This is a genomic window from Rossellomorea sp. NS-SX7, assembly GCF_052828565.1.
Genome location: NZ_CM128249.1, coordinates 2,617,211 through 2,637,406, shown reverse-complemented (window position 1 = coordinate 2,637,406; position 20,196 = coordinate 2,617,211). Strand labels below are relative to the sequence as shown.

At 42.3% G+C, this 20,196-nt stretch carries 21 protein-coding genes; 19 read left to right on the top strand and 2 right to left on the bottom strand.

Annotation, left to right across the window (positions count from 1 at the left end; all coding sequences use genetic code 11):
• Positions 1–117: 117 nt before the first annotated feature.
• Complete coding sequence (locus ACUXV2_RS13240) at positions 118–1,779, top strand: glycoside hydrolase family 13 protein (RefSeq protein WP_446243657.1); 1,662 nt, start codon at positions 118–120, stop codon at positions 1,777–1,779.
• Between the two features lie 332 nt (positions 1,780–2,111).
• The gene (gene deoC / locus ACUXV2_RS13235; RefSeq protein ID WP_446243656.1) at positions 2,112–2,783 is read left to right on the top strand and encodes a deoxyribose-phosphate aldolase; all 672 of its coding nucleotides are present in this window, start codon (positions 2,112–2,114) and stop codon (positions 2,781–2,783) included.
• A 132-nt stretch (positions 2,784–2,915) separates the two neighbouring features.
• On the opposite strand, the gene ACUXV2_RS13230 is transcribed toward deoC, so the two are convergent.
• On the bottom strand, positions 2,916–3,842 hold the full coding sequence (locus ACUXV2_RS13230) for a Na/Pi symporter (RefSeq protein WP_446243655.1): 927 nt from the start codon (positions 3,840–3,842) through the stop codon (positions 2,916–2,918).
• Positions 3,843–4,170: 328 nt separating this feature from the next.
• Here ACUXV2_RS13230 and rpsU point away from each other — a divergent pair, with 328 nt between their 5' ends.
• The 15 genes from rpsU to recO all read left to right on the top strand — a co-directional run bounded on the left by rpsU (position 4,171) and on the right by recO (position 16,586).
• Positions 4,171–4,344, top strand: a complete 174-nt coding sequence (rpsU, locus tag ACUXV2_RS13225) for a 30S ribosomal protein S21 (protein WP_032087602.1) — start codon at positions 4,171–4,173, stop codon at positions 4,342–4,344.
• A 14-nt stretch (positions 4,345–4,358) separates the two neighbouring features.
• Positions 4,359–4,805 (top strand): GatB/YqeY domain-containing protein, encoded by a 447-nt coding sequence (locus ACUXV2_RS13220; protein WP_446243654.1) that lies wholly within the window; start codon positions 4,359–4,361, stop codon positions 4,803–4,805.
• A gap of 288 nt (positions 4,806–5,093) precedes the next feature.
• Positions 5,094–6,404: an NfeD family protein gene (locus ACUXV2_RS13215; protein WP_446243653.1), complete on the top strand. Its 1,311-nt coding sequence runs from the start codon at positions 5,094–5,096 to the stop codon at positions 6,402–6,404.
• A gap of 88 nt (positions 6,405–6,492) precedes the next feature.
• The gene (floA, locus tag ACUXV2_RS13210) at positions 6,493–7,500 is read left to right on the top strand and encodes a flotillin-like protein FloA (protein WP_446243652.1); all 1,008 of its coding nucleotides are present in this window, start codon (positions 6,493–6,495) and stop codon (positions 7,498–7,500) included.
• 29 nt (positions 7,501–7,529) lie between these two features.
• Entirely contained in the window at positions 7,530–7,979 is a 450-nt protein-coding gene (locus tag ACUXV2_RS13205; protein WP_446243651.1) for a hypothetical protein, read from the top strand.
• 57 nt (positions 7,980–8,036) lie between these two features.
• A complete protein-coding gene (yqfC, locus tag ACUXV2_RS13200) occupies positions 8,037–8,321 on the top strand; it encodes a sporulation protein YqfC (RefSeq protein WP_446243650.1) in 285 nt (94 codons plus the stop codon).
• 11 nt (positions 8,322–8,332) lie between these two features.
• On the top strand, positions 8,333–9,520 hold the full coding sequence (gene yqfD, locus ACUXV2_RS13195) for a sporulation protein YqfD (RefSeq protein WP_446243649.1): 1,188 nt from the start codon (positions 8,333–8,335) through the stop codon (positions 9,518–9,520).
• Between the two features lie 3 nt (positions 9,521–9,523).
• The gene (locus ACUXV2_RS13190; RefSeq protein WP_446243648.1) at positions 9,524–10,483 is read left to right on the top strand and encodes a PhoH family protein; all 960 of its coding nucleotides are present in this window, start codon (positions 9,524–9,526) and stop codon (positions 10,481–10,483) included.
• Between the two features lie 216 nt (positions 10,484–10,699).
• The gene (locus tag ACUXV2_RS13185; RefSeq protein WP_446243647.1) at positions 10,700–12,859 is read left to right on the top strand and encodes an HD family phosphohydrolase; all 2,160 of its coding nucleotides are present in this window, start codon (positions 10,700–10,702) and stop codon (positions 12,857–12,859) included.
• Positions 12,860–12,862: 3 nt separating this feature from the next.
• A complete protein-coding gene (gene ybeY / locus ACUXV2_RS13180; RefSeq protein WP_446243646.1) occupies positions 12,863–13,336 on the top strand; it encodes an rRNA maturation RNase YbeY in 474 nt (157 codons plus the stop codon).
• Positions 13,311–13,694, top strand: coding sequence for a diacylglycerol kinase family protein (locus ACUXV2_RS13175; RefSeq protein WP_446243645.1), 384 nt, complete (start codon positions 13,311–13,313; stop codon positions 13,692–13,694). Before ybeY ends, ACUXV2_RS13175 begins: the two co-directional genes overlap by 26 nt.
• Before the next feature lie 467 nt (positions 13,695–14,161).
• Positions 14,162–14,596, top strand: a complete 435-nt coding sequence (locus tag ACUXV2_RS13170; protein WP_446243644.1) for a cytidine deaminase — start codon at positions 14,162–14,164, stop codon at positions 14,594–14,596.
• Positions 14,589–15,509 carry a GTPase Era gene (era, locus tag ACUXV2_RS13165; protein WP_446243643.1) on the top strand — a complete coding sequence of 307 codons (921 nt, stop codon included), beginning with the start codon at positions 14,589–14,591 and terminating at the stop codon, positions 15,507–15,509. The genes ACUXV2_RS13170 and era overlap by 8 nt, the downstream gene beginning before the upstream one ends.
• Positions 15,510–15,644: 135 nt before the next feature.
• Positions 15,645–15,788 carry a YqzL family protein gene (locus tag ACUXV2_RS13160; protein WP_175991002.1) on the top strand — a complete coding sequence of 48 codons (144 nt, stop codon included), beginning with the start codon at positions 15,645–15,647 and terminating at the stop codon, positions 15,786–15,788.
• A gap of 45 nt (positions 15,789–15,833) precedes the next feature.
• The gene (gene recO / locus ACUXV2_RS13155; protein WP_446243642.1) at positions 15,834–16,586 is read left to right on the top strand and encodes a DNA repair protein RecO; all 753 of its coding nucleotides are present in this window, start codon (positions 15,834–15,836) and stop codon (positions 16,584–16,586) included.
• Between the two features lie 193 nt (positions 16,587–16,779).
• Here recO and ACUXV2_RS13150 read toward each other — a convergent pair whose 3' ends face one another.
• Positions 16,780–18,153 carry a glycine--tRNA ligase gene (locus ACUXV2_RS13150; RefSeq protein WP_446243641.1) on the bottom strand — a complete coding sequence of 458 codons (1,374 nt, stop codon included), beginning with the start codon at positions 18,151–18,153 and terminating at the stop codon, positions 16,780–16,782.
• A 548-nt stretch (positions 18,154–18,701) separates the two neighbouring features.
• On the opposite strand from ACUXV2_RS13150, the gene ACUXV2_RS13145 reads away from it, so the two are divergent.
• Positions 18,702–19,328, top strand: a complete 627-nt coding sequence (locus ACUXV2_RS13145; protein ID WP_446247075.1) for a helix-turn-helix transcriptional regulator — start codon at positions 18,702–18,704, stop codon at positions 19,326–19,328.
• A 13-nt stretch (positions 19,329–19,341) separates the two neighbouring features.
• A complete protein-coding gene (locus ACUXV2_RS13140; protein ID WP_446247074.1) occupies positions 19,342–20,157 on the top strand; it encodes a pyruvate, water dikinase regulatory protein in 816 nt (271 codons plus the stop codon).
• Positions 20,158–20,196: the final 39 nt, after the last annotated feature.

The window sequence follows — 20,196 nt, the reverse complement described above, 5'->3', positions numbered from 1 at the left end:
TTTAGTGCAAACGATTGCGCATAATGTATACCATATGAGTGATAAGCTGAAATGGTTTGTTCACAACGAACAAAATGTAAGCGTTTGTATCATATAATAATTCGATGAGGTGTTATGATGGAAAAGGCATGGCGTAGAGAAGCTGTAGGCTATCAAATCTATCCTAGAAGTTTTCAGGATTCAAATGGGGATGGAATCGGAGATCTTCAAGGAGTCATACAGCGATTAGATTATATTAAAGATTTGGGCGTAGATGTCATTTGGATCTGCCCGATGTATAAATCCCCTAACGATGACAATGGCTATGATATTTCTGATTATCAGGATATCATGGAAGACTTTGGAACGATGGAAGATTTCAATCAATTATTGGAAGAGGTTCACCGTCGTGATATGAAACTGATCATCGACCTGGTCCTCAATCATACAAGTGACGAACATCCCTGGTTCATCGAATCAGCAAGTTCGAAGGACAACCCTAAGCGAGACTGGTATATTTGGCGCGACGGCAAGGGAGGAAAAGAACCCAACAACTGGGAAAGTATTTTTGGTGGATCTGCCTGGAAATATGACGAGAAGACCGACCAGTACTTCCTACACGTGTTTTCCACGAAGCAGCCGGACCTGAATTGGGAAAAAGAAGAAGTAAGAGATGCATTGTATGACACAGTAAACTGGTGGCTCGATAAAGGAATCGACGGATTCCGTATTGATGCAATCAGTCATATCAAGAAGCGTAGGGGTCTTCCAGATATGCCGAACCCTAAAAAGAAAAAATATGTTTCGTCGTTTGATATGCACATGAATCAAAAAGGCATTCATACCTTCTTACAAGAGTTTAAAGATCGCACGTATGCAAATTATGATGTCATGACGGTCGGCGAAGCAAATGGAGTAAAAGCTGATGAAGCGGAGCTCTGGGTAGGCAAAGAAAATGGTAAGATGGATATGATCTTCCAATTCGAGCACCTGGGATTATGGGATGCTGAAACAAATCCGGATCTGGATATCGTCGAACTGAAGAAAGTGCTGACCCGTTGGCAAAAAGGGCTTGAAGGAAATGGATGGAATGCACTGTTCATCGAGAATCACGACAAGCCGCGCGTAGTGTCAACCTGGGGAAATGATAAAGAATACTGGAAAGAAAGTGCCACTGCAATGGCTGCGATGTATTTCCTCATGCAGGGGACACCGTTCATCTATCAAGGTCAGGAAATAGGGATGACAAATGTACAATTCCCTTCAATCGAAGACTATGACGATGTCGCGGTGAAGAACCTGTACCGGTTAAAACGTGAAGAAGGCGTGAAGCATCAAGACATTATGGAAATCATCTGGGCTTCCTCACGAGATAACAGCCGTACACCGATGCAGTGGTCAGACGAAGAAAACAGCGGTTTTACAACCGGTACACCATGGATGAAAGTGAATCCGAATTACACAACCATCAATGTGAAAGCACAGGAACAAGATGGAAATTCAATCCTGTCATTCTACAAGAAGATGATTTCCCTTAAGAAAAGTGAAGATGTCTTCACGTATGGGACATACGATTTGCTTCTTCCTGAAGACGAGCAAATCTATGCGTATACACGCACAGGTGAAAACGACAAAATGCTAGTAGTGACGAACCTTTCTACAAAAGAGGCTGTCTGCGAACTGGAATTTAAGGTATCATCTGAGCATTTGCTTTTGACCAATCATGATTCAGGAGCACATACTTTAACGGATACGTTAACTTTAAAACCATACGAAGCGAGAGTTTATCGTATAAAATAATGACTTTAAAAAAGGCTGCGTGGTCGATTATCGACGATGCAGCCTTTTTGGGTTGTACTTAAATTAAAAATGCGGATATCTAAAGGGGGTTAGTTTGCACGAAGAAGGAAATGGCTTGTTATTCAATTTAAACTTTGATGGGAACGATTCCATTGAAAATATTCATTAAAAGAGAAGCTCAAAGTTTAATGATTCCAGCTGAAACATGTAAACACTTTCAACAATAATAAATTTCATAAGAATAATTGGACATAATAAAAGAAAACCTCGTTTTTTATCCTATGATTTGATATGATATAAGAGGTACGTACAACTGCTAAAGGAGAGATAATATGACTGTAAATATTGCAAGTATGATCGATCATACTTTACTTAAACCAGAATCAACGAAAGAACAAGTTGAGGTTATTTGCCAGGAAGCAAAAGAATTTAAATTCGCATCTGTATGCGTGAATCCTACTTGGGTGAACTATTCAAGCGAACTTTTACAAGGTACGGATGTTAAAGTTTGTACTGTAATTGGTTTCCCTTTAGGTGCTTCAACTCCTGAAACAAAGGCTTTCGAAACGAAAGATGCCATTGAAAAAGGTGCGACTGAAGTGGACATGGTCATCAATATCGGTGCCATGAAGAGCGGCGATTATGATCTTGTGAAGCGTGACATCGAAGCGGTTGTTGCAGCTTCAAAAGGCAAGGCATTATCTAAAGTGATCATTGAAACTTGCCTATTGACTGATGAAGAAAAAGTGAAAGCTTGCGAACTATCAGTCGAAGCAGGTGCTGATTATGTGAAAACATCAACTGGATTCTCTACTGGCGGTGCGACTGTGGAAGATATCGCGCTAATGAGAAAGACAGTTGGACCTGACATCGGTGTGAAAGCTTCTGGCGGAGTGCGTTCTGCAGAAGATGCACAGGCAATGATCGACGCAGGTGCCACTCGTCTTGGGGCAAGCTCAGGTGTGAAAATTGTACAAGGTTTAACAAGTGATTCTGATTATTAATCAATAACTCGAAGCCGGATGGATTCTGTTCATCCGGCTTTTTCTATTTTTGCAGGAGGATTCGAAACCATCCCTTGAACCATGCCAAAATCTATCTGCTTTTACCCTGTACGCCTTCTAAACACCTCCAGCTCATCGCCCCAGATGCACCCGCTCTATAAACCGGGCAAATTTATAAGCAAAAGGCAGTACCACCAGCGAGCAGAGTATGTTGAAGATCACACTTGCGTGGGCAAGCTGCATGTCAGGGGAGCTTGCAAGCTTCTGAACGATTGTACCCAATAAAGGAATAAGCGGGATGAAGACCAGGACGCCGATGACATTCAACCAAATATGGGCGAAAGCGGTTAGCCGTGCTTGGATTCCTCCGCCTATGCTTGCGATGAATGCGGTGATGCATGTCCCGATATTTGCCCCGAGCATGATGGCGATGCCAGCATGCAGATCGATAGACTGTGCAGCCAGGAATCCCATTGTGACTCCTGTAACCACCGTACTTGATTGAATGAGGGCGGTCAGTATACACCCGATGAGCAGTGCAATCAGTATATGACTGTTCATTTTTTCTATGTAAGCATGAAGCAGCGGATGGGTGGTCAAAGGTGTCGCTACCCACTGAATTCCCTGTATAGAGGCAAAAATCAGACCGAAGCCGGTAAAGATCAAACCAGTACTTCTGATCGTATCTTTCTTGAAAGCGAGCAGTGCGCATCCGATGATGATGGAAGGTGCGATGAGATAATTCATATTTAACGTAAACATTTCGAGTGTAAACGTAGTCCCGATATTCGAACCGAGCATGATTCCGATGGTTTGTCTGAATGGGATGATCCCGGATGAGGCAAGGCCGACCGTCAGCACCATCACTGCAGAGCTGCTGTGTATGAAGGCGGTCACGACTGTCCCTGTTGCAGCCCCCTTGGCAGGTGTGTCCGTCAAAAAATGAAGCCATTTCTTCACTTTCATGCTTGCGATCTGAAACAATCCCGACCGAAGCCAAAGCATTCCTAATAAAAAGCAACTGATAAGCAGTGTGAATAATAAAAGATTCAAAATCATGAGCGTCCCTCCCACTCCGGTGCATACTTACCACTAATGTATGGGAGTAAAGAGGAAGACATGCCTAATAATACAAGCAATTATTCATAAATTGTTGACCTATACGGAGACATATATTATAATGGCAAAGTACATGGATTTCTTTATTATTTAAAGAATTCATCCAAGAAAGACATACACTTTCTGTCCCCTTGTGACAAAGTAACAAGGGCTAAGCCAAAGCTATTGGTAAAGTAAAGGGCGAATATTCGTCTTGGGAAAAATGGTACAATCCATTTTCTTGACTTGAACATGTAAGTGTAGTGTGTTCGGAGGGAGGGAAAGAGAGATGTCAAAAACAGTTGTTCGTAAAAACGAATCGCTTGAAGATGCTCTTCGTCGCTTCAAACGCTCAGTTTCTAAAACAGGAACTTTACAAGAGTTTAGAAAGCGCGAATTTTATGAAAAGCCAAGCGTAAAACGCAAAAAGAAATCAGAAGCTGCAAGAAAGCGTAAGTTCTAAGAGAGGGTGTAACCATGAGTCTTCTCAATCGTTTAAATGATGATATGAAACAAGCGATGAAAAATAAAGAAAAAGAGAAACTTTCTGTTATCCGCATGCTTAAAGCTTCACTTCAAAATGAAGCCATCAAGTTTGGAAAGCAGGAGCTCTCTGAAGACGAAGAGTTGACTGTCCTTTCTAGAGAAGTCAAGCAACGGAAAGACTCCCTCCATGAATTTACGAATGCGGGTCGTGATGATCTTGCTGAAAAAATTCAAGCAGAACTGACTTACGTCGAAATATATATGCCGAAACAGCTTTCTGAAGAAGAGATTTCTGCAATCGTTCAAGAAACGATGGCTGAAGTCGGTGCTTCTTCAAAAGCTGAGATGGGCAAAGTGATGGGGGCTATCATGCCTAAAGTTAAAGGGAAAGCAGATGGAGCTCTCGTCAACAAACTTGTTCTTCAACATCTATCATAACAACCAAAACCGAGAAGCTGTCAGTTTCTCGGTTTTTTTATGGCTTCGATGAAAGGCTTTTCATGACTGCTGAATGGAGATGAATTTTTGTGGCCATGAATGTTGTCTTAAAACGATACATGTGACGGCTGGGGTGCAAGCATGATGAGGAGGCTCACCGGCCGCATTCCGAATGCGGAGCAATGCATGGAATTCATCTGAACCTTTTTTTAAAAAAAGATGAAACTATTAAGATGATTCATTCGTACATAAACTATCAAGGAATATGATTGAAACGAGGGGGTTAAGGTGAGAAGAGGTATACTGATCTTTTATATGATGATCCTTGGGTTCAGTTTTCTGCTTCCGGTGTCCGGACTCGCTGAACAAGATAAAAAAGTATATGTTGTACCCATTCAAAAAGAAGTAGAAAAAGGGCTGCATGCATTCCTTCAGCGAGCATTGGAGGATGCTGAGGACAATCAGGCGGAAACCATCATTTTTGATATCGATACTCCTGGAGGCCTGGTGGACGCTGCTGGGGATATCGGACAGCTGCTCGATGGAGTGGAAGCTGATACGGTTGCTTTCGTCAACAATAATGCATTATCAGCAGGGGCCTTCATCGCCCTTCATGCAGATGAAATCTATATGGTCCCGAATGGGCATATAGGTTCTGCGGCCGTCATCGATCAGGCGGGGAATGCAGCGGATAAAAAAGCACAGAGCTACTGGCTGTCTGCCATGAAAAGTGCTGCTGAATCAAGCGGCAGAGATCCTCTTTATGCACTCGCCATGGCTGACGAATCAGTTGAGATTCCTGAGCTTGGCATTGAAAAAGGGGAATTGCTGACGCTTGGTGCAAAGGAAGCACAACAAGTCGGCTACTCAGAGGGTACCGTCAATAATCTGGACCAATTGTACAAAGAGCTTGGGGTCGATGAATCCTCGGTTCATGTAGTGGAGGAAACCTTTGCTGAAAAACTGGCAAGGTTCATCACGAATCCCATCGTGGTTCCGATATTATTATCTTTGGCAAGCCTGGGGTTAGTGGTTGAGTTGTATTCACCGGGATTCGGTGTAGCGGGTTCCATTGGGCTTGCGTCATTGCTGTTATTTTTCTACGGACATTTAGTGGCAGGGCTGGCCGGATATGAGACCATCATTCTGTTTGTGATAGGGATCATACTGATAGCAGCAGAATTCTTCCTACCGGGAGGGATAGCCGGAGGGCTCGGAGTTGCTGCAGTACTCGGCAGTATCATGATGGCAGGAGGCAACCTTATGCAAATGGGAATTTCCATTCTTATCGCGTTATTCATTGCTGTGATTGCCATGATCATATTTGTAAAGGTGTTTGGTAAAAAGATGAAACTATTCAATAAGATTATTTTGAAGGATTCAACCAATACCGAAAGCGGCTATGTTTCGAATGCGAACAGGCTTGAACTCATTGGGAAGATTGGGGAAACCAAAACTCCGTTAAGACCATCTGGTACCATCATTATCGATGATGAAAGAATTGATGCAGTGACGGAGGGCGGCTATATCGCTGTAAATCAAAAAGTGAAAGTCGTAAAAGTCGAGGGTTCCCGCATTGTGGTGAGGGATCTTTCGTGAAAACTGTGATTCAATCTCTTTAGTGCATAATGGCTGCTGAAGAGGCGAATATATAAGAATCTAAATTTTTTTGCAGGAGGGTAATTACATGGTAATCGGACCTAGTACTATTTTATTGATTGTTGCCATTGTTGTAGGTTTTATTTTACTGGCTGTACTATTTACATTTGTACCTGTCATGCTGTGGATTTCTGCTATAGCTGCAGGAGTGAGAATCAGCATCTTTACATTAATCGGGATGAGGCTCCGCCGGGTTATCCCGAGCAGGGTGATAAATCCCCTGATTAAAGCCCATAAAGCAGGGATTAGTGTAAGCATCAATCAGCTGGAAAGTCATTACTTGGCCGGCGGTAACGTCGATCGTGTTGTAAATGCATTGATCGCAGCACACCGTGCAAACATCGAATTGACATTTGAACGCTGTGCAGCCATCGATCTGGCTGGACGTGACGTTCTTGAAGCGGTTCAAATGAGTGTTAATCCAAAGGTCATTGAAACACCATTCATTGCCGGTGTGGCGATGGATGGTATTGAAGTGAAAGCCAAGGCGCGTATTACCGTTCGTGCCAACATTGATCGACTGGTCGGTGGAGCCGGAGAAGAAACGATCGTTGCACGTGTCGGAGAAGGGATCGTTTCTACGATTGGTTCTTCTGATAATCATAAAAAAGTGTTGGAAAATCCTGATATGATTTCTCAGACGGTTCTGTCCAAAGGCCTTGATGCAGGGACAGCGTTTGAAATTCTATCGATTGATATCGCGGATGTTGATATCGGCAAGAACATCGGTGCAGAACTTCAGACCGAACAGGCCGAAGCGGATAAGAACATCGCACAGGCAAAAGCGGAAGAAAGAAGAGCGATGGCTGTAGCGAATGAACAGGAAATGAAAGCAAGAGTAGAAGAAATGAGAGCGAAAGTAGTCGAAGCTGAAGCTGAGGTTCCATTAGCGATGGCAGAAGCATTGCGTTCAGGAAATATTGGTGTGATGGATTATATGAACATCAAGAACATTGATGCTGATACTGATATGAGGGACTCCATCGGAAAACTAACGGGCGATAAAAAGGATGGCAAAAATCCAAAAGGTGAATAATCTGCCCGGGTGAGAAAGGAGACTTCTCAATGGAAGGTTTAATCATTGCCGTCATAATCGGGTTATTGACGACGATTTTCAATCGGGTGAAAGAATCGTCTTCAGAAGAAAATCGTCCAAAGCCAAAGCCGATTTCGACAGGCAGGGAGGTTCAGACATACAGGGAAGAGCCCCGTACTAGACAGGAATATGAGCCTGCTGCCCCTTCTGCTGAACAGGGGCAGCCTGTCTACACTCTTCAAACACAATTTGAAGAGAAAAAGAAAGATATTGAGAGTAAGTATGCACAGTTGAGAAAGCAGGAGCAGGATTACAAACAACAGGTGCAAACGCGTCGAAATAAGGTGGAATCCATAAAAAAAATGAAGGACTCACCGTACGCTATTGACTTTGAAAACAAAGATGATATCGTGAAAGGTTTCATTTTCTCGGAGGTCTTCGGCCCTCCCCGTGCAAAAAAACCTCACCATCGAAAATAACAGTGATGAATCCCCTTTTCATTTCATAAATATGAGATGAAAGGGGGTTCTTTTTTTATGGCGAAAAATTGGGTACAGCAAATGCGAAAATGGATGACACAAACCATGGACCTGCCTGAAGATGTCATGATGGACCTTCCGCGCGTCACAATGATTGGACAAATCCACATCTATATAGAAAACCATCGGGGACTGTTGACGTTCACCGACCGTGAAGTAAGGCTTCTGCTTAAACAAGGTCAATTATTGATCAGAGGGGAACAATTTGTCATAAAAATGATTCTGCCGGAAGAAATACTTCTCCAGGGGAAAATCGTAGAAGTTACTTATTTAGAAGATTAGGAGGGACGAATTTGAAGAACCAATGGGTTACCTCTTTAAGGGGAAAAGTATTCGTGAAAATGGAAGGCAGGCTGATTGAGAGAGTCATCAATCAATTGCTGCGCTCAAATATCTCCATTTGGAATGTAAAGAGAGCCGGTACAGAAACAATCACGTTTTATTTAGCCTTAGAGGATGTACATAACTTCAGAAGAGCGGTAAGGTCATCAGAGTGCAAGGTAACATTCCTAAGGGGGCAGGGAGGTCCCTTCCTCCTGAAGCGTGCGATCAAGAATTCAGGTTTCCTCCTGGGCGCCTTATCTTTTTTCATCATCGTCATCTTACTGTCGAATATGGTATGGGGCATTCAAATCAAGGGGGCAACCCCTGAAACCGAACATAACATCCGCAAGGAGCTAACATCGATGGGGGTAACAACCGGGAAACTGCAATTCTCGATCCCTGATGTTGAAAGTATTCAGAGGGAGCTTTCCTCGAGGATGGACAACATAACATGGGTCGGTGTCGAATTGAGAGGGACAACCTTTCATTTCCAAGTTGTTGAAAAGAATGCTCCTGAACCCGTCGAGTCAACAGGTCTGCAGCATATAATCGCGAAGAAGAAAGCGATTATCGTCGAGATGTTTGTGGAAGAAGGTGATCCCCAGGTCAAGGTGAATGATTATGTGAAAAAGGGACAACTACTCGTTTCAGGTGTGATAGGAAACGAAAAAAAACCGAAAGGGGTCCCTGCTAAAGCAAAGATAATGGGAGAAACCTGGTATAAGACAGCGGTTGAACTTCCCTTGAAAACAGATTTCGTCGTCTTCAGCGGCAATGAGAAAAGAAAGCATTATATAGAGATTGGTTCATTGAGAATCCCGATATGGGGTTTTGGGAATCCTGAGTATAAGGAATCGGTGACAGAAGAGATGGAAAAGCCGGTAAAGTTTTTAAAATGGCAGCTGCCGATTGCGTATATCGATCAAAGCATGAAAGAAAAGGAACATGTTGAACGGTCGTATACGAAGGAACAAGCGGTCCAGGAGGCAAAAAAGCTTGCCAAAAGAAATTTGGCCTCTACACTCCCGGATGATGCCGAAATAATCGGTGAAAAAATTTTGCAAGAAAAGGTGGAGAATGGTAAAGTAAAGGTGAATCTTCACTTCAAAGTAGTAGAAAATATTGCTGAAGGACAACCAATTATTCAAGGAGACTAATGAATGTCAGATGATATCTTAATGAAATTACAACTGGAAAATCCAAACGAAGCAGTAGCTTTATTTGGTGTTTCAGATTCTCACCTTAAATTAATCGAACAAGAGCTTGACGTTTCAATTGTAACAAGGGGCGAAGAATTGCTAGTTTCAGGGAAAGAAGATCGTGCAGAGCTGGCCCTTGAAATTTGTGACCGTTTAGTGAGTGTCATCCGTAAAGGCATCAATATCAGCCAGCGGGATGTCCTGCACGCCATTAAAATGGGCAAAAACGGAACATTGGAATATTACATTGATTTGTATAATGAAGAAATAACGAAAAATGCCAAGGGGAAATCGATCCGTGTAAAAACCCTTGGTCAAAGACAATATCTTCACGCCATCAGAAAGCACGATATGGTCTTCGGTATCGGCCCTGCTGGTACCGGAAAGACGTACCTGGCAGTCGTGATGGCTGTCCATGCATTGAAGAATGGAGAGGTTAAGAAAATCATTCTCACGAGACCCGCTGTTGAAGCTGGTGAAAGCCTCGGTTTCCTTCCGGGGGACTTAAAGGAGAAAGTGGACCCGTATCTTCGACCTCTGTATGATGCATTGCATGATGTCTTCGGCGCAGAGCATACAGCGCGCCTGATTGAAAGAGGTACGATTGAAATCGCTCCTCTTGCGTATATGAGGGGCCGGACACTTGATGATGCTTTCGTTATTCTGGATGAAGCCCAAAATACGACCGGTGCCCAAATGAAGATGTTCTTGACGAGGCTCGGTTTCGATTCGAAAATGATCATCACTGGAGACCGTTCTCAAGTGGACCTGCCAAGAGGAGTCGAATCGGGATTGATTTCTTCAGAAAGAATTCTGAAGGATGTGAAAGGTGTTTCCTTCATCTATCTTGAACAGGCAGACGTAGTAAGGCATCCGCTTGTTGCCAAAATCATAAATGCCTTTGAAAAGAATGAAAAGTAAAAACAGCTTAAAAGATTGACTATGCCTTTTATAGGCGGTCAATCTTTTTTGTGTGACTTAAATACTTTTTATAGATACGAAAACATCATTTTATATGATAAGAATAGATAATTAAGACAAAAACTGTTATGATTTTACATAATTAGAGGAATGATTCATCACAACGAATGACATAGTACGGTCATACCTGATCCGTTAGATTACAGGGGGTACTTCATGCAAACACACCCATTATTACATAAAATTAGAATGTTTTTGAGTTACCGGTTATTCACTAACTTAATGTTTATTCTGCTGGGGATCATCGTATTTGGCATCCTTTACGGTAATGTTAAGCCGAAGCCCCTTGATATCAGTCTTTACGGCGAAGCGCCTTCCACTATCAGGGCGCCTAAAACGCTCCCGGATGAGGAAGCCACAGAAAAGAAAAAAGAGGAAGCAAAAGCAGAAGTGGGGAAGGTGTACAGCACGAAAGAAGGTGCTGTAAATAACGCTGTCATGCTTGTCAGTTCTTTAATCGACAGTGTGCTTGAAGTGAAAGCTGAATCTATAAAAGAATCCCCTCCAGAAGAGGAAGAGATCAACCCTCAGAGTCCCAATGTAAATAAGCAGCTCGAGGAACTTAAGAAACGTATTCCCGAAAGTAACGATAATATTGTAACGAAGGCACTGACCGATAATGTCCTGAAAATGCTGTTATCTGCGACTGAAACTGACCTGGAAAGAGTGGAATCAATCGTAACGACCCAGCTGCAGGTCATCATGCAGAACAAAGTGAAGGAAGAAGAATTAAGAGAAGCAAAAGTAAATCTGGAAGAGCGGATAAAGAGTTTCACATTCACTGGAGACTTATCTGATGCAGCGGTCGCACTTGGGAATGTTGCGATAGAACCTACCGAATATTATGATGAGGAAAAAACGGAACAGCTGAAGAAACAGGCAGTTGAAGAAGTTCAGCCCGTTAAAATTGTCTACGGCGAAGTCATCGTAGAAGAAGGTAAACTGGTCACACCCAATATCTATGAAACACTGAATGATTTTGGTATGGTAGAAGAAGATTTTTCTTTGAAGCCGATCATTGGATTGGCCCTGTTTATCATAGTGATCATCAGTTCACTGTATTATTTCTTCTATACACTTGAAGTAAGGGAAGAGCAAAAACAGAACTATTTGATCTTAACGAGCATTGTGTTTGTCATTTCACTGTTACTCATGAAGATAACCGGCTTATTGAAGCAGTTGGAGATAAATGATATTGCGTTCTTGTTTCCTGCCGCGTTCACCGGCATGATTCTCCGCATTTTGCTGAATGAGCGGATCGCCATGATGATGGTGTTTATCATTTCTGCATGTGCGAGTATCGTATTTAATGAAAAGTTTTCCGGGTCGATTGATATAGAAGTTGCGATTTACACCTTGTTCAGCGGTGTGGCTGGAATAATGACGCTTGTCAGCCGGAATCAGCGTACCAATGTTCTTCGGGCAGGTATTTATGTGGCTTTTGTCAATATCTTGATCATTGCCTTTCTTGTACTGTTAAGTGATGTATCCTATACAAGTACAGAATATATTTATTACCTTGTATTTGCGCTTGTGTCGGGAATTGGCTCTTCCATTCTGACAATCGGATTTCTTCCGTTCTTCGAAACAGGATTCGGTATCTTGTCTTCTATGAGGCTGGTTGAACTTTCAAGCCCGAATCAGCCGCTACTAAAGAAATTGCTGACGGAAGCTCCGGGAACCTATCACCATAGCGTGATGGTGGCGAATCTTGCCGAGTCTGCCTGTGAAGCCATTGGTGCGAATGGACTGCTGGCCAGGGTCGGCTGCTATTACCATGATGTAGGGAAATCTAAGCGTCCGCATTTTTTCATAGAAAACCAGATGAATATCGAAAATCCGCATGACCGGATGTCACCAGAAACAAGTAAGACAATCATCATTAACCATGCCTCGGATGGGGCCGAAATGCTGAGGAAGTATAAGCTGCCTAAAGAAATCATCGATATAGCTGAACAGCATCATGGTACGACGCTGCTGAAATATTTTTATTATAAGGCGAAAGAACAAGGGAAAGATGTAACTGAAGAAGAGTACAGATACCCGGGGCCAAAGCCGCAAACCAAAGAAACCGCGATTATCAATATCGCTGACAGTGTTGAGGCTGCGGTCCGGTCAAAGAATTCCCCGACTCAGGAGGAAATAAAAAATCTTGTTGCAGCAATCGTGAAAGATCGTCTGAATGATGGGCAATTCAATGAGTGCGATATTTCGTTGAAGGAACTTGAAAAAGTGAAGATAGCCCTATGTGAAACGTTAAATGGTATCTATCATCCAAGGATTGAATACCCCGAACTTAAAGCTAAAGGAGAATGAATTATGACACTATCCATCGACTTTATAGATGAGACTGAACAACTATCAGAAGGAGAAACAGAACTGATTCAAGGGATATTGAATTTTGCTGCCAGCAAAGAAGGAGTAGAGGAAAGCAGTGAAGTTTCGGTAACGTTCGTAACGAATGAACGTATCAGGGAAATTAATCGGGAGTACCGTCATAAAGATCAGCCAACTGATGTCATTTCATTTGCACTTGAAGAAATGGGGGAAGACGAAATCGAGATTGTCGGCGCTGATATGCCAAGGGTTTTGGGGGATATCATCATTTCTGTTGAACGGGCGAAAGAGCAGGCAGAAGAGTACAATCATTCTGTTTCGCGGGAATTGGGATTCCTCGCCCTCCATGGATTCCTTCACTTATTGGGATATGACCACCTTGAGGAACAGGATGAAAAAGTAATGTTTCAGAGACAAAAGGATATCCTTGATGAGTATGGACTTAAAAGGGAATAGATTCGGGCTGAACCGTCTAAAGAAATCCTTTGGATATGCCTGGCAGGGAATCAAGTTTGTGTGGTTATCGGAGCAGAACTTCAGAATTCATACAGCGGCGGCGTTCGTCGCTGCAGCCCTTGGACTGATTCTATCCGTTTCAGTTTTCGAGTGGATCATCCTTCTGCTTCTTATCTTTGGAATGTTGGCACTTGAAACAATGAACACAGCTATCGAAAAAGCGGTGGACCTGGTGACTGCCGAATATCATCCGCTCGCAAAAGCGTCCAAAGACTTGGCTTCGGCTGCTGTTTTACTATTTGCAATCGGCTCATTCATCATTGGATGCATCATTTTTATTCCTAAGATATTTAATTAGTAAGCAGTTTTCTCAACAGCTGTTGTTGCTTGCTGGAACCGATAAAGTAGTATGCAGTTTAAATGTTAACAAATTTGAAGAAAGAGTAAGTTCTTCCTTACCTTTGTTTTAACTGTTTCTAGCTGTTGATTGGAGTGGAAGACGAAGACTCCTGCGGGAGAAGTGACCAATGTGAGACCCCGCAGGAGCGCAGCGACGAGGAGGCTCACAGGTCACCCGCGGAAAGCGAAGTCTTCCACGGAAATCAACAGCGGTGATTAACAGATTTAATTAAAAAAATGACTTTAGAGAGGCTGTGTGAAGAAGTTTTCTTCCCGCAAGCCTCTTTTTGATTTGAAAACGCTCTTATTGTTGTATAGAATAAGTTAAGCACGAATATGCAAAGTACCATTAAATAGTTTGAATTATCTAACTATTTAATTACAAAATGATAACAGCCCATTTTCTTTTATGAAAATTATAGTAAAATGAAATATGTAAGGGTTAAAAGGAGAGTAAATCGAATGAATACAGAACAACTGATCAAAGAAGCAAAAGCCGCACGAGAAAAAGCATATGTACCTTATAGCAAATTCAAGGTCGGTGCAGCTCTTCTTACGAAAGATGGAAAAGTCTATCACGGATGCAATATTGAAAACGCTGCATACAGCATGTGTAATTGTGCAGAAAGAACAGCACTCTTCAAAGCTTACTCTGAAGGCGACAAGGATTATTCAATGATTGCAGTAGTCGCGGATACGGCAAGACCCGTACCGCCATGCGGGGCATGCCGGCAGGTTATTTCAGAACTTTGTTCTAAGGACATGAAAGTAGTATTGACGAATCTCAAAGGCGATGTGGAAGAGTTAACCGTCGGCGAGCTTTTACCAGGGGCTTTCTCACCGGAGGACTTAAATGAGTAATATAGAAAATAACACAGCGTTCAAATCTGGCTTCATTTCAATTATCGGTCGTCCGAATGTAGGGAAATCCACGTTCTTGAATCGTGTAATCGGTCAGAAGATTGCCATTATGAGTGACAAACCGCAAACGACCCGAAACAAGGTCCAAGGTGTCTTGACAACCGATCAATCCCAAATGATTTTCATCGATACTCCAGGGATCCACAAGCCTAAACATAAGCTTGGAGATTTTATGATGAAAATCGCCCAAAACACATTGAAAGAAGTAGACATCATACTCTTTATGGTAAATGTGGAAGAAGGACTCGGAAAAGGAGATCAATTTATCATTGAGAAGCTGAAGGGAGTCAAGACTCCGGTATTTCTCATTCTTAATAAAATTGATCAAATACATCCTGATGCATTATTGCCGATCATCCAGCAATACAATGAACTCTATCCTTTTGCCGCTACCGTTCCGATTTCAGCACTGGAAGGGAATAATGTAGAACATCTCCTTGAACTCATTGAGGAGAATCTTCCAGAGGGACCGCAGTTTTATCCTGCCGATCAAATTACTGACCACCCCGAGCGCTTTATCGTATCGGAACTGATTCGTGAGAAAGTCCTTCATCTGACAAGAGAAGAAATTCCACACAGTATAGCGGTTGTCATTGATAAGATGGAAAGAAAAGATGATAAGAACCTGATTGATGTCATGGCCACCATCATAGTGGAACGTGATTCACAAAAAGGGATCATCATCGGAAAACAGGGATCGATGCTGAAAGAAGTAGGGAAGCGTTCACGAATGGATATCGAGAACCTGCTTGGTTCCAAAGTGTATCTCGAATTATGGGTGAAAGTTCAGAAAGATTGGAGAAACCGGGCGACCAATCTGCGCGACTACGGTTTCAGTGATGATGAGTATTGATTTTTCCCTTATAAGAATGTCAAGTGAAATCAATTAACAATATTTAGTTCACATGCTTTTATACAAAGATGCTAACTCTAATCACAAGAAAGCTTTGAAGTCTTGCTAGTTTAAATCCAGAAAGGTGGGTTTTTGATGTTAGACTTAACTTGGAAAGTGTTTTCGCAAACAGGTAACATCGACACGTATTTACTTTTTAAGGAGCTTGAAAAAGATAGGGTTGAAGAACCGTATCAATTAGAAGAAGAGATATCGGAAGTCGACTTCCCCCTGACGTAATAGGTTGTCATCACCCGGGTGATGTGAATTCGGGAGGTGGCCAATATGCTGCAGAAATGTGAAGGAATCGTGATCAGAACGAACCATTATGGTGAGTCAAACAAAATAGTTACAATATACACCAGGGAATTTGGGAAAATCGGATTGATGGCACGAGGGGCTAAAAAGTCCAACAGCCGTCTTTCCGCTATTTCCCAATTGTTTACATATGGCTATTTTTTGTTTATAAAAGGCAGTGGTTTAGGAACTCTCCAACAGGGGGAGATCGCAGAATCACTACGGCATGTAAGAGAAGATTTATTTAAGACGGCATATGCTACATATATCGTGGATCTCCTTGATAAGAGCACGGAAGACCGCAAGCCTAATCCGTTTCTTTTTGAATTGCTGTACAAGGTACTTCAGTATCTTAACGAGGACTATGATCCGGAAATATTAATGCATATCTTTGAGATGAAGATGCTTCCCGTTTTAGGACTGCATCCCCATTTAAATGGCTGTTCAGTCTGTGGCGAGATAGAGGGGACATTCGGATTTTCATTCAAAGAAAACGGATTTATCTGCCACCGATGTGTGGAAGAAGATCCTCATCATCTGCCTATATCTCAAGGAACCGTGAAATTATTGAGGCTGTTTTATTATTTTGACATCAATCGTCTGGGGAACATCTCCGTAAAAGACGAAACAAAAGCTCAGCTCAAGCGGGTAATCAGGACTTATTACGACGAAAATTCAGGGTTGACATTGAAATCCAGAAGATTCCTTGATCAAATGGATAACCTTAAGGACTTATTCTAGTTTATTGAAGCATTTTTGTGATTTTTTGTCCGGCTCTCATGTGGGGGCCGGATTTTTTTATTGTAAATAGAGTATTACTGTATCTGGACCATGGGGGATACAAGTGAATTTGTAGAATCCCATCTCATCAAAAAGGAAAGTAAAACGAAAAAAGAGTCGGAGAGGATAACCTCTCCGACTCTTTGTAAATTATTTAAAACTGGATTTTCTCCATCAAGAAGGATTTTACTTCACTGATCGGCATTCTGACCTGATCCATTGTGTCACGGTCACGGACAGTTACCTGTCCGTCTTCCACGGAATCAAAATCAAATGTGATGCAGAAAGGAGTACCGATTTCATCCTGTCGGCGGTAGCGTTTACCGATGGAAGCAGTTTCGTCAAAGTCGATCATTAAGTCTTTTGACAACTCTTCATATACTTTGAATGCATCATCAGAAAGCTTTTTAGATAAAGGCAGAACTGCCGCTTTGAACGGAGCGAGTGCCGGATGGAATCGAAGTACCGTCCTTGAATCGTTCTCTAATTCTTCCTCTTCATATGCATCACATAAGAATGCGAGGGTCACACGGTCAGCACCAAGGGATGGTTCGATGCAGTATGGTACATATTTTTCATTTGTCTGAGGATCCATATAATGAAAATCTTCATTAGAGTGTTCCATATGACGTTTCAGGTCGAAGTCGGTTCTGTCCGCAACGCCCCAAAGCTCTCCCCAGCCAAATGGGAATTTGTATTCAATATCCGTTGTAGCATTACTGTAGTGAGACAGCTCTTCCTTATCGTGATCGCGCAGACGCATGTTATCCTCGTTCATACCGAGATTAAGCAGCCAGTTTTTGCAGAATTCACGCCAGTATGAGAACCACTCCATGTCTTCTCCTGGCTTACAGAAGAATTCCAGTTCCATTTGTTCAAATTCGCGGGTTCTGAAAGTGAAGTTACCAGGAGTGATTTCATTTCTAAAGCTTTTTCCTACTTGAGCAATACCGAATGGCATCTTTTTACGCATGGAGCGCTGAACGTTTTTGAAGTTCACAAAGATACCTTGAGCCGTTTCCGGACGTAAATAGATTTCATTCGTGGAAGACTCAGTAACACCTTGATGTGTCTTGAACATTAAATCGAATTGACGGATCTCAGTGAAATTCTGACTTCCGCAATCGGGACACGCTATGTCGTGCTCCTTGATGATTTCTTCCATTTTGTCAAAAGAAAGACCATCCACGATCATTTCGATACCCTTGTCTTCAAGCGCATTTTCAATGATCTTGTCTGCGCGATGACGTGTCTTGCATTCCTTACAGTCAATCATCGGATCATTGAAGTTTCCTACGTGACCGGATGCAACCCATGTTTGAGGGTTCATCAGGATGCTCGCATCAAGCCCAACGTTGTAAGGGGATTCCTGAACGAATTTTTTCCACCATGCCTTTTTGATATTGTTCTTCAGTTCTACACCTAATGGACCGTAATCCCAAGTGTTGGCAAGGCCTCCGTAAATTTCGGAGCCCGGGAATACGAATCCGCGGTGTTTTGCTAAATTTACTACTTGTTCCATTGACATAAAAAGTCACTCCTTTTTATAAGTTCACTTTTCTCCCGGAGGAGTTTTCGTCTTGCACACCAGTCTGCAGCCGGAACAGGATAAATCGACATTGATCTTTACCGGCCAAAACAGTTGAGAAAATAAAAAAAGCTCGTCTCCAGGCTAAACGCCTAGGGACGAGCTTGTTACTCGCGGTTCCACCCTAGTTGATATACGATGTTTCTGTATACCCACTTTCGAAATGATCAGCTCAGGATTGCCGTTTCCCTGCATTCCGGGCTTTCACCATCCCCGGTCGCTTTGTCCACAAGTACTTATGTATCCTTCTCAGCTTCTATTTGGTTGTAAGATGAAGATATTTTATCATGCCGACATGAAAATAACAACTCCCGCTGTCAGAAAGATAAAAAATTTGAAGTTTTGATAAAAAAAAGATACTCTTTGATAATATGCATAGTGTTATCACAATGTGATGACAATATTCTCTTTTCATTTTCCGTAAATAGTATATAATATTTATTATAAAGTATAACATTAATCGTTTGTTCGTTAGGTGGTGAGTAACAATCGAACTAAATAAAAGACAAGAACAAATTTTGCAGATCGTTAAAGACAATGGCCCCATCACAGGTGAACAGATTGCAGATCAATTAAATCTGACAAGGGCGACGCTCAGACCCGATCTCGCTATTTTGACAATGGCGGGTTATTTGGATGCAAGACCGAGAGTCGGCTATTTTTATACGGGTAAAACAGGCACTCAGCTCTTGACAGAAAACCTGAATAAAATTTATGTTAAAGACTATCAATCCATTCCGGTAGTGGTGAATGAGAATGTGTCAGTGTATGATGCCATTGTTACGATGTTCCTTGAGGATGTAGGTACTTTATTTGTCGTGGATGCAAATACATATTTAGTTGGTGTTTTATCCAGAAAGGATCTACTCAGGGCAAGTATCGGAAAGCAAGAACTCAGTACATTGCCTGTGAATATCATAATGACGAGAATGCCTAACATCACAACATGTGAAAAGGACGATCTGTTGATCGGTGTAGCAAAGGATCTCATTCATAAGCAGATTGATTCTGTTCCTGTGGTGAAGAAAACCGAGAACGGGGATATGGAAGTTACCGGAAGAATTACAAAGACCAATATTACAAAAGCATTTGTTGCACTTGCAGAAGAAGAGTAGAAGGTGGTGAACGATCGTGAAAGAACCGATTATTTATGTTGTTTCCGACTCAGTGGGAGAGACAGCTGAATTAGTCACTAAAGCGGCCATTAGTCAATTCAATGGTTCCAATACGGTCATCAAACGCTTTCCGTATGTAGAGGACTTTGAAAATATCGATGAGGTCATTTCGCTGGCAAAACTAAATCAGGGGCTGATTGTCTACACGCTGGTCAAGCCGGACATGAGGGCGTATATCAAAGAACAGGCGGATAAGGAAGAATTATACGCTTTTGATATTATCGGACCTTTAATGGATAAGTATCAGACCATTTATGAGAAGGAGCCTTTATTTGAACCTGGTACAGTCAGAAAGCTGGACGATGACTACTTCAAAAAAGTGGAAGCGATCGAGTTTGCGGTAAAATATGATGATGGAAGGGACCCAAGGGGAATCCTTAAAGCAGACATCGTCCTTGTAGGGGTTTCCAGAACGAGTAAAACCCCCCTTTCCCAGTATCTTGCCCATAAACGTTTCAAAGTGGCGAATGTCCCGCTTGTTCCTGAAGTGGACCCCCCTGAAGAACTATTCAAAGTTTCTCCGAAGAAATGTTTCGGATTGAAGATCTCTCCCCAAAAGTTGAATACCATCCGGAGAGAACGGCTGAAATCACTGGGGCTGAATGATGAGGCGAGTTATGCCAACATCAAGAGGATAGAAGAAGAGCTGACATACTTTGAGAAGATTTCAGAGCGCATGGGCTGCCATGTGATCGATGTGACCAATAAGGCAGTTGAAGAAACAGCCAATATCATAACGAATATCTATCAGCGTTCAAACAACTCATGATAAAGAACGATTCTGCCCCTTTTTCGGGATAGGATCGTT

Bases quoted from the DNA above. Each gene is read 5' to 3' on its own strand.
- ACUXV2_RS13240 (WP_446243657.1), top strand. From the start codon at position 118: ATGGAAAAGGCATGGCGTAGAGAAGCTGTAGGCTATCAAATCTATCCT.
- deoC (WP_446243656.1), top strand. From the start codon at position 2,112: ATGACTGTAAATATTGCAAGTATGATCGATCATACTTTACTTAAACCA.
- ACUXV2_RS13230 (WP_446243655.1), bottom strand. From the start codon at position 3,842: ATGATTTTGAATCTTTTATTATTCACACTGCTTATCAGTTGCTTTTTA.
- rpsU (WP_032087602.1), top strand. From the start codon at position 4,171: ATGTCAAAAACAGTTGTTCGTAAAAACGAATCGCTTGAAGATGCTCTT.
- ACUXV2_RS13220 (WP_446243654.1), top strand. From the start codon at position 4,359: ATGAGTCTTCTCAATCGTTTAAATGATGATATGAAACAAGCGATGAAA.
- floA (WP_446243652.1), top strand. From the start codon at position 6,493: ATGGTAATCGGACCTAGTACTATTTTATTGATTGTTGCCATTGTTGTA.
- ACUXV2_RS13205 (WP_446243651.1), top strand. From the start codon at position 7,530: ATGGAAGGTTTAATCATTGCCGTCATAATCGGGTTATTGACGACGATT.
- yqfC (WP_446243650.1), top strand. From the start codon at position 8,037: ATGGCGAAAAATTGGGTACAGCAAATGCGAAAATGGATGACACAAACC.
- ACUXV2_RS13190 (WP_446243648.1), top strand. From the start codon at position 9,524: ATGTCAGATGATATCTTAATGAAATTACAACTGGAAAATCCAAACGAA.
- ACUXV2_RS13185 (WP_446243647.1), top strand. From the start codon at position 10,700: ATGCAAACACACCCATTATTACATAAAATTAGAATGTTTTTGAGTTAC.
- ybeY (WP_446243646.1), top strand. From the start codon at position 12,863: ATGACACTATCCATCGACTTTATAGATGAGACTGAACAACTATCAGAA.
- ACUXV2_RS13175 (WP_446243645.1), top strand. From the start codon at position 13,311: ATGAGTATGGACTTAAAAGGGAATAGATTCGGGCTGAACCGTCTAAAG.
- ACUXV2_RS13170 (WP_446243644.1), top strand. From the start codon at position 14,162: ATGAAATATGTAAGGGTTAAAAGGAGAGTAAATCGAATGAATACAGAA.
- era (WP_446243643.1), top strand. From the start codon at position 14,589: ATGAGTAATATAGAAAATAACACAGCGTTCAAATCTGGCTTCATTTCA.
- ACUXV2_RS13160 (WP_175991002.1), top strand. From the start codon at position 15,645: ATGTTAGACTTAACTTGGAAAGTGTTTTCGCAAACAGGTAACATCGAC.
- recO (WP_446243642.1), top strand. From the start codon at position 15,834: ATGCTGCAGAAATGTGAAGGAATCGTGATCAGAACGAACCATTATGGT.
- ACUXV2_RS13150 (WP_446243641.1), bottom strand. From the start codon at position 18,153: ATGTCAATGGAACAAGTAGTAAATTTAGCAAAACACCGCGGATTCGTA.